The sequence below is a fragment of the Alkalimonas amylolytica genome, assembly GCF_900107845.1.
GTDB lineage: Bacteria > Pseudomonadota > Gammaproteobacteria > Enterobacterales > Alteromonadaceae > Alkalimonas > Alkalimonas amylolytica.
The window spans coordinates 1-18,441 of the sequence record NZ_FNRM01000003.1 but is presented as its reverse complement, the minus strand read 5'-3'; the positions used below and the strand labels follow the sequence as shown (position 1 = coordinate 18,441).

At 53.3% G+C, this 18,441-nt stretch carries 15 protein-coding genes; 11 read left to right on the top strand and 4 right to left on the bottom strand.

The genetic code is table 11. The annotated features are described in order from the left end of the window. Positions 1 to 129 precede the first annotated feature (129 nt). The 4 genes from BLW37_RS06330 (at position 130) to BLW37_RS06315 (ending at position 6,081) form a co-directional block, all read left to right on the top strand. Complete coding sequence (locus BLW37_RS06330) at positions 130 to 1,140, top strand: isoaspartyl peptidase/L-asparaginase family protein (protein ID WP_091341140.1); 1,011 nt, start codon at positions 130 to 132, stop codon at positions 1,138 to 1,140. Between the two features lie 108 nt (positions 1,141 to 1,248). Beyond that, on the top strand, positions 1,249 to 1,668 hold the full coding sequence (locus BLW37_RS06325) for a CBS domain-containing protein (RefSeq protein ID WP_091341139.1): 420 nt from the start codon (positions 1,249 to 1,251) through the stop codon (positions 1,666 to 1,668). A 76-nt stretch (positions 1,669 to 1,744) separates the two neighbouring features. Next, positions 1,745 to 5,668: an ATP-dependent RNA helicase HrpA gene (gene hrpA, locus BLW37_RS06320; RefSeq protein ID WP_281248649.1), complete on the top strand. Its 3,924-nt coding sequence runs from the start codon at positions 1,745 to 1,747 to the stop codon at positions 5,666 to 5,668. Positions 5,669 to 5,781: 113 nt separating this feature from the next. Beyond that, positions 5,782 to 6,081 carry a PilZ domain-containing protein gene (locus BLW37_RS06315; protein WP_091341135.1) on the top strand — a complete coding sequence of 100 codons (300 nt, stop codon included), beginning with the start codon at positions 5,782 to 5,784 and terminating at the stop codon, positions 6,079 to 6,081. Positions 6,082 to 6,162: 81 nt separating this feature from the next. Here BLW37_RS06315 and BLW37_RS06310 read toward each other — a convergent pair whose 3' ends face one another. The 3 genes from BLW37_RS06310 to BLW37_RS06300 all read right to left on the bottom strand — a co-directional run bounded on the left by BLW37_RS06310 (position 6,163) and on the right by BLW37_RS06300 (position 9,285). Then, positions 6,163 to 6,732, bottom strand: a complete 570-nt coding sequence (locus tag BLW37_RS06310) for a YceI family protein (RefSeq protein WP_091341133.1) — start codon at positions 6,730 to 6,732, stop codon at positions 6,163 to 6,165. Between the two features lie 141 nt (positions 6,733 to 6,873). Then, positions 6,874 to 7,869, bottom strand: a complete 996-nt coding sequence (locus BLW37_RS06305) for a S1 family peptidase (RefSeq protein WP_091341131.1) — start codon at positions 7,867 to 7,869, stop codon at positions 6,874 to 6,876. A gap of 210 nt (positions 7,870 to 8,079) precedes the next feature. Next, entirely contained in the window at positions 8,080 to 9,285 is a 1,206-nt protein-coding gene (locus BLW37_RS06300; protein ID WP_091341129.1) for a class I SAM-dependent methyltransferase, read from the bottom strand. Between the two features lie 223 nt (positions 9,286 to 9,508). Here BLW37_RS06300 and BLW37_RS06295 point away from each other — a divergent pair, with 223 nt between their 5' ends. From BLW37_RS06295 to prpF, 5 genes are all read left to right on the top strand, one after another. Then, complete coding sequence (locus BLW37_RS06295; RefSeq protein ID WP_091341127.1) at positions 9,509 to 10,192, top strand: GntR family transcriptional regulator; 684 nt, start codon at positions 9,509 to 9,511, stop codon at positions 10,190 to 10,192. Further along, a complete protein-coding gene (gene prpB / locus BLW37_RS06290) occupies positions 10,189 to 11,073 on the top strand; it encodes a methylisocitrate lyase (RefSeq protein ID WP_091341125.1) in 885 nt (294 codons plus the stop codon). The genes BLW37_RS06295 and prpB overlap by 4 nt, the downstream gene beginning before the upstream one ends. Before the next feature lie 187 nt (positions 11,074 to 11,260). Further along, positions 11,261 to 12,385, top strand: coding sequence for a bifunctional 2-methylcitrate synthase/citrate synthase (gene prpC / locus BLW37_RS06285; protein ID WP_091341123.1), 1,125 nt, complete (start codon positions 11,261 to 11,263; stop codon positions 12,383 to 12,385). A gap of 109 nt (positions 12,386 to 12,494) precedes the next feature. After that, positions 12,495 to 15,086, top strand: coding sequence for a Fe/S-dependent 2-methylisocitrate dehydratase AcnD (gene acnD / locus BLW37_RS06280; protein ID WP_091341121.1), 2,592 nt, complete (start codon positions 12,495 to 12,497; stop codon positions 15,084 to 15,086). 153 nt (positions 15,087 to 15,239) lie between these two features. After that, positions 15,240 to 16,415: a 2-methylaconitate cis-trans isomerase PrpF gene (prpF, locus tag BLW37_RS06275; protein ID WP_091341119.1), complete on the top strand. Its 1,176-nt coding sequence runs from the start codon at positions 15,240 to 15,242 to the stop codon at positions 16,413 to 16,415. Positions 16,416 to 16,461: 46 nt separating this feature from the next. Here prpF and BLW37_RS06270 read toward each other — a convergent pair whose 3' ends face one another. Further along, complete coding sequence (locus BLW37_RS06270) at positions 16,462 to 17,427, bottom strand: integron integrase (protein WP_091341118.1); 966 nt, start codon at positions 17,425 to 17,427, stop codon at positions 16,462 to 16,464. Positions 17,428 to 17,685: 258 nt separating this feature from the next. Between BLW37_RS06270 and BLW37_RS06265 the strand changes: the two genes are divergently transcribed. Then, complete coding sequence (locus BLW37_RS06265; protein WP_091341116.1) at positions 17,686 to 17,973, top strand: hypothetical protein; 288 nt, start codon at positions 17,686 to 17,688, stop codon at positions 17,971 to 17,973. Between the two features lie 85 nt (positions 17,974 to 18,058). After that, the coding region (locus tag BLW37_RS06260; protein ID WP_245785637.1) for an alpha/beta hydrolase-fold protein at positions 18,059 to 18,441 on the top strand (383 nt) is incomplete at its 3' end.

Here is an 18,441-nt window from a genome sequence, read left to right as displayed (position 1 = left end):
ATGCTAGCGCTGAACCAGACGACTGATTTTGATCTGCCGCAAAGTCAGTGGCATCAGACGCACAAATTTGTCACTGCTGTTGAGATCGGTTACAACTAGTCTATCCATCACAATAACAGGACACAGTAAATGCGAAAGACATTGATGGCAGCAGCCTTAACCACCGGATTAAGCACGGGCACAGCAGCGGTAGCAGACACCCCGGTAGGTCTGGTGATTCACGGCGGTGCCGGCACCATAGAGCGCGCAAACTTATCACCTGAACAGGAGCAAGCCTACCATGATGGGCTGCGATTGGCGCTGGAGCAGGGCTACGCTATTTTGCAAGCCGGTGGCTCCAGCCTGGATGCTGCCATCAAAGCGGTGACCATTTTAGAAGACAATCCGTTGTTTAACGCCGGTAAAGGGGCGGTTTATACCTGGGATGAGCAGCATGAGCTGGATGCCTCCATTATGGACGGTGCGACCTTAAATGCCGGTGCTGTGGCTGGGGTTCGTACCATCAAAAACCCCATTTTGCTGGCGCATAAGGTGATGACTGAATCGGTGCATGTGATGCTATCCGGCGTTGGTGCCGAGCAGTTCGCGGTAGAAAAAGGTCTGGAGCAGGTCGATAACAGCTACTTTAATACCGAGTTTCGCTATGAAGCGCTCAAACGCATGAAAGCCGCTGAAGGCGCTTTGCCGCATCAGGCTGGATTGGTGCGCGATCCAAACTGGCAAATGGGTACTGTTGGCGCGGTTGCCATTGACAGCAATGGCAATCTGGCGGCCGCTACCTCTACCGGCGGTATGACCGGCAAACGCTATGGCCGGATCGGGGATTCGCCGATTATTGGTGCTGGTAATTACGCCGATAACAGCAGCTGCGCCGTTTCTGCGACCGGCCATGGTGAGTACTTTATCCGCTATCAGGTTGCCTCGGATATCTGTGCCCGGGTGAAATACCAGGGGGTATCGGCCAAAGCCGCTGCCGATGCGGTGATTAAAGATGTATTGCTGCCGGTGGGCGGCACCGGCGGTGTCATTGTGGTGGATGCCAACGGCGAGCTGAGCTGGTCCTTTAACACGCCGGGCATGTACCGTGGTAAGATTGGCAGCAATCAACCGGCACTGACCGCCATCTTTGCCGATGATTAACTGGCGAAAAAACCAGCGGTTAGCGGTAATTTGCTGCCGAAAAACCGGCAGTTTTGCCAGTTTCAGCTAGGCTTAAAGTAAGCTTTCATTCTGTATTCAGGGGGAAACATGGACTTACTGAAAGTAGGCGATTATATGAACAATCATCCGGTCACTTTTACCGCGGATATGACGCTGGAGCTCGCCGCAGATCGGCTGACTATCAGCAATCAGACCGGTGGTCCTGTGGTGGATGATCACAATAAGGTGATAGGCTTTTTATCCGAGCAGGACTGCCTGGCCTTGATGCTTAAATCCACTTACCATGACCAGCAGGTAGCGCATGTGCGGGATATTATGCAAACCGAGGTGTTGTCGGTAAAACCTTACGATGGCATCATTGATCTGGCGCAAATGATGCTAAAGTTAAAACCCAAGTTGTATCCGGTGGTGGATGACAACAATCAATTGCTTGGCATCATCAGCCGCAGCCATGTTCTGGCCGCACTGGATAAGGAAATGAACTCGCATTATCGCAAAGCGGTTTAATGGCTAAATCTGCTGGAATTGCAGCTGAGCCAGCTTCTTGCTAGCATAGCGCCCTCATTTTGCTGAGGGCGTTTTTTTGTCTGAACCCACGTCTGTACCCAATCCACTTTCGCTAAACGAGCTGCATCGGCTGCTTGGCCTAGCCATGCAAAAAGATCAGTTCCGCTTGCGTAAGCGCCTGCACGGTCTGAAAAAAATCAGCGATGAAGCCAAGCGCAGCAAAGCTCAGGGGGCTATAGCCCAAGACCTGGAGCGTTCGGTAGCCCAGCGCCAGCAAAGAGCCAGCCAGACCTTGCAACTAAACTATCCGGCCGAGCTGCCTGTGGTGGCGAAAAAGGAGGACATCAAAGCCGCCATTGCCAAACACCAACTGGTGGTGATTGCCGGTGAAACCGGCTCGGGCAAAACTACCCAGTTGCCGAAAATCTGTCTGGAGCTTGGTCGCGGTGTTGCGGGCATGATAGGCCATACCCAACCACGGCGACTGGCAGCGCGCAGTGTCAGCAATCGTATTGCCGAAGAGCTTTGCGTCGAGCCAGGCAAAGAGGTAGGTTTTAAAATCCGCTTCGGCGATCACACCTCAGAGCAGACCCGCATTAAACTGATGACCGATGGGGTACTGCTGGCCGAGATGCAGCAGGACCGCTTTTTAAATCAGTACGACACCCTGATTATTGACGAAGCGCATGAGCGCAGTCTGAACATTGACTTTTTGCTGGGTTATCTGAAACAGTTGCTGCCGAAACGTCCGGATTTAAAAGTAATTATTACCTCGGCTACCATTGATCCGCAGCGTTTTTCCAAACACTTTGGGAATGCTCCGGTGATTGAAGTCTCTGGTCGCACCTATCCGGTGGAGGTGCGTTACCGGCCCTTTGATGAGAGGAGCGAGCAGGACGATAAAGATCGCGATCAGCTGCAAGGCCTGTTCGATGCGGTCGAAGAGCTGTACCGCGAGCCGCCGGGCGATATTCTGGTGTTTTTAAACGGTGAGCGAGAAATTCGTGATACCGCCGATGCCCTTGAAAAACTGCAGTTGCCGCACACTGAGATCCTGCCGCTGTATTCACGACTAAGCGCCAGCGAGCAGAACCGGGTGTTTCAATCGCACCCTGGCCGGCGCATTGTGCTGGCGACCAATGTGGCCGAAACCTCATTGACGGTGCCGGGCATCCGTTATGTCATCGATCCCGGTACCGCTCGCATCTCTCGTTACAGTTACCGCTCCAAAGTACAGCAGCTGCCGATTGAACCGATCAGTCAGGCCAGTGCCAACCAGCGCAAGGGCCGCTGTGGCCGGGTTGCGGCCGGGATCTGCATTCGCTTGTACAGCGAAGAAGATTTCCTCAGCCGGCCCGAATACACCGATCCGGAAATACTGCGCACCAATTTAGCCTCGGTTATCCTGCAGATGTTATCCCTGCGCCTTGGCAGCATGGAAGCCTTTCCGTTTTTACAACGGCCAGACAGTCGGTTTGTTACCGATGGCATCAAGCTGCTGGAAGAACTGGGTGCGGTAGCCACCCGGCGCAAAGCCGGTGAATTACAGATGACCGAGCTTGGCCGACAGCTGGCCCGCCTGCCCATAGATCCAAGGCTCGGCCGGATGCTGCTGGAAGCGCCCAAACAACAGGCGCTTAGTGAAGTGCTGGTGATAGTGGCGGCATTATCCATCCAGGATCCGCGGGAGCGGCCGCTGGATAAACAGCAAAAAGCCGATGAGCTGCACAGCCGCTTTGCCGATCAGGACTCCGATTTTGTCAGTTACCTCAAGCTTTGGCAGTACCTGCAACAACTGCAGGAGGAGCTTAGCAACAACCAGTTTCGTAAACTCTGCAAAACCGAGCTGCTCAACTACCTGCGGGTACGCGAATGGCAGGATTTAGTTTATCAGCTAACGCAATTGATGCAGGAACTGGGCTTTCGTGCCAATCAGGCCACGGCTGGCTATGCGGAGATTCACCGCAGTCTGCTCAGTGGTCTGCTCGGTCAGATAGGTTGCAAAGATACCGAGGCCGATTATCTGGGGCCACGGCAAACTCGTTTTTATGCTTTTCCCGGCAGTCATTTGTTTAAGCGCAAGCCCAAATGGGTGATGGCCTCCGAGTGGGTGGAAACCTCCAAACTTTATGCCCGCAGCCTGGCGAAAATAGAGCCGGACTGGGTAGAACCGCTGGCAGAACATCTGGTAAGCCGAAGCTACAGCGAGCCGCACTGGCAGAAAAAACGCGGTGCTGTTATTGCTTTTGAGCAGGTGAGCCTCTACGGCGTGATCATTGTGGCTAAAAGGCCTGTGCAGTACAGCAAAATCGATGCTGCCACCAGCCACCAAATCTTTATTCGTGAAGCCCTGGTGCATGAAGAGCTGGGGCAGCAGGAAGCCTTTTTAGCCCACAATCGCAAACTGCTGGATGAAGTCATCGCGCTGGAAGATAAAAGCCGGCGCCGCGATATTCTGGTGGATGAAGACGATCTGGTGCAGTTTTACGCCGGGCGGGTGCCGGTGGTGGCCAATAACCGCATCGATTTTGCCAGATGGTGGCAGCAAAAGCGTAAAGAAGACCAGCGTTTCCTGCATTTTGATCCCGAAACGCTTAAAAAGCGTGCCGCCGATGAGATTGGCGCTGGTCAGTTCCCGGACGTTTGGAGCCAGGGCAACCTGAAGCTGCCGCTGAGCTATCACTTTGCGCCGGGTGAGCCGGACGATGGTGTCAGTGTGGTTATTCCGCTGGCGCTGCTCAATCAAATTGATGAGCAGGGCTTTGACTGGCTGATCCCAGGGCTATTGCATGAGCTGTTGGTGGCACTGATTAAATCCTTGCCAAAAAATTACCGGCGCCAGTTTGTTCCGGCACCCAATTATGCCGATGCCTTGCTACAGGTGTTACAGCCAGGTCAGGGCAAGTTGCTGGAAGCCGTGACCGCCCAGCTACGGCGCATGTCGGGCACCACAGTGCCCGACGATGCCTGGGATCTGACATCCTTGCCAGCGCATCTGCAGATGAATTTTAAGGTGGTCGATGCCAGTGGCAAGCTGATGGTGCAGGGGCGCTCGCTGGCACTTTTGAAGCAGCAATTGCAGGGCGATGTGCAGCAAACTTTAAGCGAGGTAGCCGAGCCGGATATCGAGCAGCAACAGATCACCGACTGGAGCTTTGGTCAGCTGCCCAGTGAATACGTACAGCTGCAAGCCGGCTATGAAATCAAGGCGTATCCGGCGCTGGTGGATGAAGGCGACTCGGTTGCCATCAAGCTGCTGGATCATGCTGCTTTGGCCAGGCAAACCAGCCTGCTTGGTTTACGCCGGCTGATTTTGCTGAATATTCCATCGCCGGTGAAATACTTGCAGGAGTCCTTGCCCAACAAAGCCAAGCTTGGGCTGTATTTTAACCCCTTTGGCAAGGTGCTTGAACTGATTGACGACTGCATCGCGGCAGCGGTGGATGCTATGTTGAGCGAGCAGGAATTTCCGCACAACCAACAACAGTTCAGCGGTATCAAAGAACAGGTGCGGGCTGAGCTGAATGAGCGGGTGTTGGCCATTGCCTTGCAGGTGGAGCAAATTTTGTCGCTCGGTCATCAGATCCAAAAGCGTTTAAAAGGCAAGGTGGATCTGGCGCATGTGCAGGCGCAGGGGGAAGTGAAACAACATTTGGAAACCTTGTTGTTTAAAGGTTTCGTGAGTAAGCATGGTGCAGGACGGCTTGGCGATATCCTGCGTTACTTAAAAGCGATGGAAAAACGACTGGAGAAATTGCCGATTGATCCACATCGCGATCGTTTGATGATGCACGATTACCAGCGCGCTGAAGAAGCGTATCAGGCGTTGCTTGGCCAGTACAAAACGCAGGCTGTCCTACCTGAGGCGTTGGGCGACATTCGTTGGATGATTGAAGAGCTAAAAGTGTCGCTATTCGCTCAAACTTTGGGGACAGCTTATCCTATTTCACTGAAACGGGTGTTAAACGCTATCAGTGAAGCAAAATCGTCAGCCCCCTGACGTGTTATTTCCGTTGGGGTGCTCAATCGCGCCTTTACAGGCTACGGTGAAAGCTATATAACTAGTAAGTCAGGTACAAACACATTAAGCAAGGATAAGCTGGGGGAGTAGTGATGTTAAACCAAAGTGATAAGCGCCATTTTTACCGTATGATGGTCAATGCCGATGTGCAGCTGCTGATCAATGATCCGGAAGCCGGCCGCACCATTGATGGTATTTGCCGTGATTTAAGTGCATCAGGCATGTCGGTTGATATCAATGAGCCACTGGAGATGGGCACTTTGATCCGGGTGCGCTTGGAGTCGGCCAACAACAGTATACCGCCGCTGGATGCCACGGCCAAAGTAATGCGCTGCGGCCAGGAAAATGGCGATTGTTATCAGCTGGGCCTGGCTTTTATCGATATGAATTAATCGCAGTGGTTAGAGCGCTGAAAGAGTGCTGAGCAAGGCAGCCTGAGTTTACCAGGCTGCAACTTTAGCTGTTATCAGCGTTTACTTCTCAAACCGTACGGTGAAGGTAACCGGCACCATTGGATTGATGCTTTGCAGGCCAGCCAGATCACGCAAGCGATTTAACCCTTCCGTTAAACCAAATTGAGCACCGTTCACCATGACAGGGGCCTGGGTGTGAACCTGGATGGTGCTCTCGCCAAGCCGGGTGACCAGCACTTCACTTTGCACCCGCTGGCTTTGGCCAACGATGGTCAGTTGCAATGGCACCCGCAGGCTTTTGCTGCTGCCAACGGCTAAATCAGCCACTGCGTCCGGGCTGACGGTACCCGTTGCGGTAATCAGCGGGTAATCATCCAGTTGAAACAAATACTGCCACATGCGATCATCGCGGATCGGGATATGGGTTTGCAAACCAGCCACGGCAATTTCAATACTCAGACTGCCATCATCTTGCCAGTGACCTTTCAATTGGCTGAACTGATGCACTTCAGCAGCCACTTCATTTTTCAGTGATACAAAATCAAGTCGTGACTGGCTGTTATCAAGCTGCCAGCTGGCCTGAGTGCTAAGGCTTACTAGTAGTGCTAATGAGCTAAATAAAGCTTTCATGCAGGTTCCTGTCAAATGAACGAGTTGCTTAGCATAACAAAGAGTAGACGGCAGAAACACCCTGAAAAGGTAGGGGATTCGATGAGCAGGTGGTAAAAAGCCGGTCAGTATCACTGACCGGCAGGGATAACAGAGGGAGCGCTATCGTGCAGATAGCTGGGTACGACGTCGCCAGCAAAGCAGCAATAGACCCGAAGCAAAAATGCCAAGGCTTGCCGGTGTAGACACGGTGGCAGTGTAGCTGTATATCCAATCGGTAAGATCGCTGACGCGAACCGATGCGAATAAGGTACCATAATCTGCCTGTGGCTGGGTGCCATTGATGTTCCAGCCCAGAGAGTGCACTCCAGCTAATAGCCACTCACCGTTTTCAAAAATAAAAGCACCACCACCTGAATCACCACCCGCTATGCTGTACTCCAGCGGCAGGGCTGCATTATCAGAGCTAACGCCAGACCCTGCAAAAAGCGGATGGTTACTGTACCAATAATTTACCCAGTCATTGTAAATGTCACCCCAAGGGTCTGTAGCGGTTGGATTCGGGTGATCAAAATCAGACCACAGCAATTGTTGACCGGTTCCTTCAGAGGAAGCCAGGCCATCAACCACATTTTGACCCGCCCGGCGAGTGCCTGCTGGCTGGTTCACACCAGTGAGCCCGGTACCTGAAGCACCGTAGCCAACATGGGTGGTGATAGCCCCGGTTTCATTGCTGCCGGTATAGAGCTTGGCCGGTTCAACATCAAAGGGGTTATCAAAGTACATCAGACCGATATCCCAGCCAGCGCCTAAGTCACCGTTCCAGTTCTCATGCCAAACCCAGGATGAGGCATTAACGGCAGTGTGCGTTAATGAAGTTCTATCTTCATTGTACTGTGGTAGGTAGAAGGTCATGCTGATCGCATCATCCACACAGTGGCCTGCGGTAAGTACCCAGTTCTTTGCTATGACGGTACCGCTGCAAATAAAGGTACCACCCCCGGCAACATCGAAGATGGTATATCCAACACTGTCAAATTGTTGCTGACGTGCCAGCCAGAGGTATTCATCCGGGTCGACATCGTGGCGGATCACACCTGCATGACTCAGGCCTGAAGCAAAACCAAGTAAACAGCTGATTAAGATCAGTTTTTTCATTCTACTTATCCTCTGATTTTTATAATTCAGCACAGGCTTAGACTAAGACTGTCGCACAGCAATCAAGGCTGATATTTTTTTTTAGGCATAATCCAGGCCATTTTTTAAACATTTAAAAACGAAGAAGATTAATTTTTGACAGCGATTAAATGTAAAAAAAGCTGACGTGAGGTCAGCTTTTTTTACAGGAGATGCATAAATTGATAAGCATTAAGCCAGGTAACAGATCAGACCTTTCAGATAATGCCCTTCCGGGTAGAAACTGGCGACCGGGTGATCGGCATCTTGCTGCAAGCGTTCAACAAAAAGACAGTCCCGGCCGGCATCCAGCGCCGCATCGGCCACTACTTTTTGGAACAAGGTATCTTCCATCAGGCCGGAGCAAGAAAAAGTCAGCAGCAAGCCACCTGGTTTCACCAATTGCATCGCTACCCGGTTGATGTCTTTGTAGCCACGGCAAGCGCCCATCAGCTGGCCTTTGTTCTCGGCAAATTTAGGCGGATCTAAAATCAGTAAATCAAACTGTTTGCCTTCTTCTTTGTACTGACGAAGCAGCTTAAACACATCTTGCTTCACATGGCTGGCTTGCTCTGGTTGCAGGCCATTGAATGCCAACTGGCGCTCGGATAGAGCCAGGGCGCTGTCGGAGGCATCCACGTTAATAACATGGCTGGCACCGCCGAGCAGAGCAGCAACACCGAAAGTACCGGTGTAGCTAAAGCAATTCAGCACACTTTTGCCGGCTGCCAGTTGCCGCAAGCGTAGGCGGTTGGCCCGTTGATCCAGATAAAAACCGGTTTTATGGCCTTCAGCCACGTCCACCAACACCGTCATGCCATGTTCACGAATGGTCACTTCGGTGCTCTCCAGTGGCTGATGCAGCCAGCCGGATTTCAGCTCCAGCCCTTCTTTTTTACGCACTTCCACATCGGAACGATCGTAAATGCTGCAGGTGGGGTACAGGGCTTTTAAGGCGCCCAGCAGATGCTTGCGATTGGCCTCGGCTCCGGCGGATAACAGCTGACACACCAACACATCGGCAAAACGGTCAATGATGATGCCAGGCAGTCCATCGGACTCGGCCGCTATCAGCCGGTAGCCAGTGGTATCCTGGCCTGAAAACAAAAGGCTGCGCATGCCTTGTGCCTGTGCAAGGCGCCGTTCAAAAAATGCCTGATCAATGGTTTCGTCCTGTTGGTCGGTCCAGACCCGTAAGCGGATTTGCGATTTTGGCGAATAAGCTGCCCGGCACAGCCATTTTTGGTCAAAACTGACCACATCCACGGTATCGCCGGCATTCGGAGTGCCTTTCACGGCATGAATGGCTTTGGAAAAAATCCACGGATGGCGCCGTTTCAGCGCTTTTTCCCGGCCTGCAGCCAGGGTTACGATCGGGTAGGTTTTTGCAGTGGACATGGTGCGAGTCGCCAAAGAGTAAAGGGCGGCTATTGTACTTGAAACGGATGCCAGGATCATCTGTCTGCGGCAGAAACCTCTGGTTGGCAAGCTGAGACTACAACTTTGGTGTTATTGTCGACAATCAATGCCTTGGTAAGCTTGACAAAGCACTTAAAAGCCACTAAAACTGCATTATTGTTTTTTTATGTCGACAATTCGTGCCAGTCGTGGAGACAGTTTAATGACGATGCAAAGCCCGATGTGGCGGATGCCGGTAACAGCAGCCGATCGCGTGCTGTTGGAAATACAGCGCGCTATTGTCGAAGGCGAGATCCCGGCTGGCAGTAAAATCAGTGAGCCGGAACTGGCACGACGCTTTGATTTAAGCCGGGCACCACTGCGTGAAGCGCTGGCACGGCTGGAGCGCTGCCATCTGATTGAACGCATCCCTAATGCCGGTGCCCGGGTGGTGACCCTGTCGAAAGAAGGCCTGATTGCCTTGTACCAGTTGCGCGAAGAACTGGAAGGCCTGGCCTGCCGGTTGGCCGCCGAGCAAATGACCGACGCCGAAATTGCCGAAGTACGCGCCTTGCTGGATCAGCATCTAAGCACCCAGCGGGTGCGGGAGGGCGAGAGCTATTATCAGGAAGCCGGCGATCTGGACTTTCATTACCGCATTATTCTTGGTAGCAAAAATCCCTATTTAATCAACATATTATGTGATGAGCTATACTTTCTGGTCCGGATGTACCGGGTGCAGTTAGGCATGAACGGGCCGCGGGTATCGCGGGCTTTTGATGAACACAAAGCCATCATTCATGCCATCGCTAACCGCGATGGGGAACTGGCCGATTTACTGATGCGCCGCCATATTGGTGCATCGCGGCGCAACATTGAATTGCAACTAACGGGGAATCAAGCATGAGCACTCTTTTAAGCGCCGGAGCCCGGCTGCGTCAGGCGATTGTCGACAATCAGCCCTTGCAACTGGTCGGCACCATCAATGCCTATACCGCCATGATGGCCGAGCGGGTTGGCCACAAAGCGTTGTATTTATCCGGTGCCGGTGTCGCCAATGCATCCTTTGGCTTGCCGGATTTGGGCATGACCTCGCTGAACGATGTGTGCGAAGACATCCGCCGCATTACCGGCGCGACCGAAGTGCCGTTGTTGGTGGATGCCGATACCGGCTGGGGTGGGGCTTTTAACATTGCCCGTACCGTGAAAGAAATGACCCGTGCCGGCGCGGCAGGCTTTCACATTGAAGATCAGGTGGCGCAAAAGCGCTGCGGCCACCGGCCGAACAAAGAAATCGTGTCGCTGGACGAAATGGTCGACCGGGTGAAAGCCGCGGTCGATGCCCGCAGCGACGAGCAGTTCTTTATTATGGCGCGCACCGATGCCTTAGCACAACAAGGCGTGGATGCTGCCATTGAACGGGCTCTGGCCTGTCAGGCCGCCGGTGCCGATGCCATTTTTGCCGAAGCCGTGCATACGCTGGAGCAATACCAGGCCTTTACTAAGGCGCTGGATGTGCCGGTACTGGCCAATATTACCGAGTTTGGCCAGACACCTTTATTCAACAAGCAAGAGCTGGCCAGTGTGGGCGTGGCCATGGTGTTGTACCCACTGAGTGCCTTCCGTGCCATGAACAAGGCGGCGCTGAAAATCTATGAAAACATTTTGCAGCAGGGCGATCAGAAAGCGGTGATCGACGATATGCAAACCCGGATGGAGCTGTACGATTTTCTGAATTACCACAGCTTTGAAGAAAAGCTGGATCAGCTGTTTAGCCAGAAGAAGTAGTTGCTGAGTTATAGACCGTCTGCCAATCTCTGTTGTGCTCGCCATAGCAACTCCTTCGCGCGAGCGCTCAGTCAGACATCCTCTGGCTGTGCCAACAGAATTGCCAGCCGGCCTTGTCGAGCTTACATAGCGCAGCAACTAAAAAAGCAAAACCTTTTTAAATCAACAGAACAAGAGGACAACAATCATGGTCGATAAAGCTTTAGGTGGCGCAGGTCTGCGCGGACAAGTGGCAGGGCAAACCGCTTTGTGCACCGTGGGGCAATCCGGCTCCGGTTTAACCTACTATGGCTACGATATCTCTGAGCTGGCCGCTGTGGCCGAGTTTGAAGAAGTGGCGTACCTGCTGGCCCATGGCGAGTTGCCAAATGCCGGCCAACTGGCAGAATACAAAGCCAGGCTGAAGCAGCTGCGCACATTGCCACAGGCAGTCAAAGACGTGCTGGAGCGCATTCCGGCCAGCGCCCACCCGATGGATGTGATGCGCACCGGCTGCTCCATGCTGGGCAACCTGGAAACGGAAACCGACTTCAGTCAGGCCGATCAGCACATCGAACGCATGCTGGCCTTATTCCCGGCCATTGTGGTGTACTGGTACCGCTTTAGCCACGACGGCGTGCGGGTAGAAACCGACACCGACGACGACTCCATTGGTGCGCATTTTTTGCATATGCTGCACGATAAAAAGCCAAGCCCGCTGCACGAAAAAGTAATGCATGCATCGTTGATTCTGTATGCCGAGCACGAGTTCAATGCCTCTACCTTTACCGCCAGGGTTTGTGCGTCCACGCTGTCGGACATTCATTCCTGCGTCACCGGCGCCATTGGCTCTTTGCGTGGCCCACTGCATGGCGGTGCTAACGAAGCAGCGATGGAGCTGATTGAAAACATGCAAAGTCCGGACGAAGCCGAGCAAACCTTGTTAGGTATGCTGGAGCGCAAAGAGAAAATCATGGGTTTTGGCCATGCGGTGTACCGCGAAAAAGATCCGCGCAACGCCATCATCAAACAATGGTCGGAAAAACTGGCCGCAGAATACGGCGACAGCCGTTTGTACGATGTATCGGTGCGCTGTGAAGCAGTGATGTGGCGCGAGAAAAAACTGTTCTGCAACGCCGATTTCTTCCATGCCTCGGCCTACCATTTTATGGGCATTCCGACCAAGCTGTTTACCCCGATTTTTGTGATGTCACGGGTGACCGGCTGGACAGCGCATGTGAAAGAGCAACGCGCCAACAACCGTATTATTCGCCCAAGTGCCGACTACACCGGGCCAGCGCCACGGCCGGTACCGCCACTGGCCGAGCGCTAAGCGCTGAGTTCTAAGCTCTGAGCGAAGCAAACAGCCAGACAAACCACAGCGAAGGGGAGGGACAAGCCCCTTCGCTGCCTGATTTCACCAACAACGACCGGGTACGCTGATGAATACCAATTACCGTAAACCACTGCCAGGCACCCAACTGGACTACTTCGACGCCCGCGCGGCGGTTGAAGACATCGCCCCTGGTGCCTACGATACGCTGCCATACACCTCGCGGGTGTTGGCAGAAAACCTGGTGCGGCGCTGCGATCCAGCCATGCTGACCGACGCCTTGCGCCAATTGATTGAACGAAAGAACGATCTGGATTTCCCCTGGTATCCGGCCCGGGTGGTCTGTCACGACATCCTGGGCCAGACTGCGCTGGTGGATTTAGCCGGCTTGCGCGATGCCATTGCCGAGCAAGGCGGCGATCCGTCCAAAGTGAACCCAGTGGTGCCAACCCAGCTGATTGTCGATCACTCGCTGGCCGTTGAGCACGCCGGTTTTGAAAAAGATGCCTTTGCCAAAAACCGCGCCATTGAAGACCGGCGCAACGACGATCGCTTCCACTTTATCAACTGGACCAAAAAAGCCTTTAAAAACGTCGATGTGATCCCACCGGGCAACGGCATCATGCACCAGATCAATCTGGAGCGGATGTCGCCGGTTATTCATGCGAAAGATGGCGTGGCTTTCCCGGATACGCTGGTGGGTACCGACAGCCATACGCCGCATGTGGATGCGCTCGGCGTGATTGCCATTGGGGTGGGCGGCCTGGAAGCGGAAAGCGTGATGCTGGGCCGTGCGTCCTGGATGCGGCTGCCGGATATCATTGGCGTTGAGCTGGTGGGCAAAGCCCAGCCAGGTGTGATGGCCACCGATCTGGTGCTGGCACTGACCGAGTTTTTGCGCAAAGAAAAAGTGGTATCCAGCTACCTGGAGTTCTTTGGCGAAGGCGCCGATAGCCTGAGCCTGGGCGATCGGGCTACCATCTCCAACATGACGCCGGAATACGGCGCCACCGCAGCAATGTTCTCCATCGATCAGCAAACACTGGATTACCTGACGCTGACCGGCCGTGAGCCAGAGCAGGTGAAACTGGTGGAAACCTACGCCAAAACCACGGGACTTTGGTCTGAAAGCCTGAAAACTGCCCGTTACGAGCGGGTGCTGCGCTTTGACTTATCCAGCATTGGCCGCACCATGGCTGGGCCATCCAACCCGCATGCCCGGCTCAATACCAGTGATTTGGCGGCGCGCGGCATTGCCGGTGCCTACCAGATGGAAGAAGGCAAGATGCCGGATGGCGCTGTCATCATCGCTGCCATTACCAGCTGCACCAATACCAGCAACCCGCGCAACGTGATTGCCGCCGGCTTACTGGCCCGCAATGCCAACCGCAAAGGTTTAAGCCGTAAGCCCTGGGTGAAAACATCGCTGGCGCCTGGCTCCAAAGCCGTGCAGCTGTACCTGGAAGAAGCCAAATTACTTAGCGAGCTGGAGCAGCAAGGCTTTGGTATTGTCGGCTTTGCCTGCACCACCTGCAATGGCATGAGCGGTGCTTTGGATCCGGTGATCCAACAAGAAGTGGTGGAGCGCGATCTGTACGCCACGGCTGTGCTTTCGGGCAACCGCAATTTCGATGGCCGCATTCACCCGTATGCCAAGCAGGCCTTTTTGGCCTCGCCACCTTTGGTGGTGGCCTACGCCATTGCCGGTACCATCCGCTTTGATATCGAAAAAGACGTGCTGGGGTTGGATAGTGAAGGCAAGCCCATTACCTTAAAAGACATCTGGCCAAGCGACGAAGAAATTGATGCGGCGGTAAAAGCGGCGGTCAAGCCAGAGCAGTTTAAGAAAGTCTACGAGCCGATGTTTGATATCAGCGTTGATTACGGCGAACAGCTGAGCCCCTTGTACGACTGGCGGCCACAAAGCACCTACATTCGCCGCCCACCGTATTGGGAAGGCGCCCTGGCAGGTGAGCGGCCATTAAAAGGCATGCGTCCGCTGGCGGTGTTGGGGGACAACATCACCACCGATCATTTGTCGCCGTCCAACGCCATTATGCTCGACAGCGCCGCCGGTGAGTACCTGGCCAGCATGGGCGTGCCGGAAGAAGACTTTAACTCTTACGCCACCCATCGCGGCGATCACTTAACAGCGCAGCGCGCCACCTTTGCCAACCCCAAGCTGTTTAATGAAATGGTGCAGGAAAATGGCAAGGTGAAGCAGGGCTCTTTGGCGCGGATTGAACCAGAAGGCAAAGTGACCCGGATGTGGGAAGCCATTGAGACCTACATGGCGCGCAAGCAGCCGCTGATCATCATCGCCGGGGCCGATTATGGTCAGGGCTCGTCGCGCGACTGGGCCGCTAAAGGCGTGCGCCTGGCCGGGGTGGAAGCCATTGCCGCCGAAGGCTTTGAGCGCATTCACCGCACCAACCTGATTGGCATGGGCGTGCTGCCGCTGGAATTTGAAGCGGGCACCACCCGTCACACGCTGCAAATCGATGGCACCGAAACCTTTGATGTGTGCGGTGAGCGCACGCCGGGGGCAACCTTGACTTTGGTTATTCACCGCAAAAACGGTGACGAGCTTGAGGTACCGGTCCGCTGTCGGCTGGATACCGCCGAAGAAGTGTCGATTTACGAGGCCGGTGGCGTCTTGCAGCGCTTTGCCAAGGACTTTTTGGAAGGTCAGGCGAGTTAAGCAACTGGATCTCACTACGGGAGAGGGGACATCCTGTTTTGTCGCCGCAGACTGTTTGAACGCACGCGTTAGCGTAAGTGAGTTGTGCGGTGAGCAAAACAGGGTGTCCCCTCGGACGAACTCGAACTGTGACAATTTGAATAGGTGACACAGATGTTTCAACCACAGATCCGTATTCCAGCCACCTATATGCGTGGCGGAACCTCGAAAGGGGTGTTTTTTAAGCTGGACGATTTGCCAGAGCCGGCGAGGGTACCCGGCGCGGCCCGGGATGCTCTGCTGCTGCGGGTGATTGGCAGCCCGGACCCCTACGGCAAACACACCGATGGCATGGGCGGGGCAACGTCGAGTACCAGCAAAACGGTAATTTTAAGCAAAAGCAGCCAGCCGGAGCACGATGTCGATTATCTGTTTGGTCAGGTCGCCATCGATAAGCCCTTTATTGACTGGAGCGGCAACTGCGGCAACTTAACGGCCGCGGTAGGCTCGTTTGCCATCAGCAATGGGCTGGTGGAAGCCAGCCGCATTCCGCGCGATGGTCTTTGCACGGTGCGTATTTGGCAGGCCAATATTGGCAAAACCATTATTGCTCATGTGCCGATCACAAGCGGCCAAGTGCAGGAAACCGGTGACTTCGAACTGGATGGGGTCACCTTCCCAGCCGCCGAAGTGCTGATCGATTTTATGGACCCGGCCGATGCCAGCGGCGCCATGTTCCCAACCGGTAATCTGGTCGATACGCTGGAGGTACCCGGGGTCGGCAGTTTCCCGGCCACCTTTATCAATGCGGGTATTCCGACCATTTTCCTGAATGCCGAAGATATTGGTTACAACGGCACCGAATTGCAGGAAGCTATCAATGAAAGCCCTGAAGCTCTGGCTCGTTTTGAAACCATTCGCGCCTATGGCGCGGTAAAAATGGGATTGATCAGCGATATTAGCGAAGCAGCCAACCGCCAGCACACGCCGAAAGTGGCTTATGTCGCACCGGCTAAAGCTTATGTCTCGTCCAGCGGCAAAGACGTCACCACAGCGGATATCGACTTGCTGGTACGGGCGCTGTCCATGGGCAAACTGCACCATGCCATGATGGGCACCGCGGCTGTTGCCATTGGCACCGCCGCGGCCATTCCAGGCACTTTGGTCAACCTGGCCGCCGGGGGCGGTAAGCTCGATGCGGTGCGCTTTGGCCATCCCTCCGGTACACTACGGGTAGGGGCCGCCGCCGAACAGCAAAACGGCGATTGGGTGGTGACCAAAGCCAGCATGAGCCGCAGCGCCCGGGTGCTGATGGAAGGCTGGGTGCGGGTACCTGGGGATTGTTTTTAACGCTGGGTATTTGAATCACTAAAGGCGCTTTGGCGCCTTTTTTTAATTACAGCAACTGCGATAACGGGCTTTTCACACCGCTGGCACCATGATTGAGCACATGGGTATAAATTTGTGTGGTGCGTACATCGGTATGGCCCAGCTGCTCTTGCACGGTGCGGATATCGGCACCGGATTCTAGCAAGTGGGTGGCGAATGAATGGCGGAGGGTGTGGCAAGTAACATTTTTACGAATTTCCGCTTTGCGGGCGGCGATTTTGATTTCACGCCGTACACAGGATTCATCCAGATGATGCCGACGAATGCATTTTGACTCGGGATCCAGGCTGAGTTTTATCGACGGAAACAAGTAATGCCAGCCAAGTTGCTTGGGAGCGCTCGGGTTTTTGCGTGCTAGTGCAAAGGGAAGCCAGACCCCTGCATACACAGGGTTCGCCAGATCTGCCTGAAAATACTGCATCACATGCTGAGCTTGCTGCTTCAGGCTTGTGACCAATTCGGGTGCAAGTGTGACCCGGCGGTTTTTGTTGCCTTTCCCCTGCCAAACCATCACCGACAGATAATCGTAATCAATGTCCTGCACCCGCAGCCGAACAGCCTCCATTAAACGCAAACCGCTGCCATACATCAGTTGCGCAATTAATTTGTACTTTGGGTCGATCAGCCGTAAAAGTGCAGCAACCTCAGGCCGGGTTAGCACCACCGGAAGCTTAGGGCTCACCTGAGAGCGGTTAAACTCAAGGTTAAGCGACAGCGGCTTTTGCAGCACCTTGCTGTACAAAAAACTAAGTGCATTTAAAGCCGTTGCCTGAGCCCGAGGCGCCACATGGCGCTGATTGGCTAAATAGTTTAAAAACAGCTCGACATCAGCATCACTCAGCTTGGCAGGGTGCTGCTTTTTACTAAACAGAATGTAGAAGCGGATCCAATAAATGTAAGTATCCACCGTGCGCCTGGCATAACGCCGAACCGTCATAAACTCTGCTACGTGATCAAGAAATGGTGAAGCCATTGCACGAACCTCAAAAATAAGCATGTATAAATAAACAGTAGTCAGTGAATTTATTGTAAGCAAGTTGCTTGCAGGGAAAACCCCTGCTTTTTGCAATAAAAATTTACACCTTCGTTATGAAGTTGTTGATTTGGCGCAGGTAGTTCGCTAGATTTATGCAATCGAAAAAAGATAGAAGGGAAAATCCCGCGGGGAAAGAAGGGATTTTCCAAACTATTAAGCTGTTAAATAGCAATCAACATAGGTGTAACTTCCAGTATGACGATCCTTTTTATTGTTGGATTTATTGTGGCTTTAGGATATGCATGGATGATAGTTAGAATTTCAAATCCATATTTTATGCTTCTAGCTACGATGGGTTATCTCGTTTTCTTCGTTCCTTATGGTTTTACTGTCGAGGGACATGAAAGATCATTTGGAAGTACCGACGGAGAAATGGGTAAACTACTGGGCATTATTATCGCTGTATTAGCTAGTGCTGTAGCTTCTATAGCATTATCAGAAATTAGGAAGCGCTATTTAACAAACAAAGCCAGCCGACGCTGAAACAGCGCGCGGCTGCTTTGGGCGTTAGCGCTAAAATCGTTCTGCAATCTAGCTACGAGTAGCGTTATAAAATTAAGGGAAAACAATGAAAAAAATAATATATGGATTATTGCTGCTCATACTGGGAAGCCACTGGAATAGCTGGGCTGCTGCACGCTTGCCGGTATTACAAGAACCGGTGATTGACAGTGCTGTGCTTGGCGAAAAGCGTAATTTGGTGATTTATTTGCCATGGAGTTATCAGAATAGTCAGGAGCACTATCCGGTGTTATACCTGACCGATGGCGACATTCAGGGCCCACATACGGCCGGTACGATAGATTATTTAGCAAAATTCGAGCAAATGCCGCCAATGATTGTAGTCGGTATTGTTAACCCGCCTGAAACGCGTGCCAGAGACCTGACGTTAACCCCATCAGAGAAACAAAACCCTGATCAACTTGAAAATGCAGACAGATTTTTAGCTTT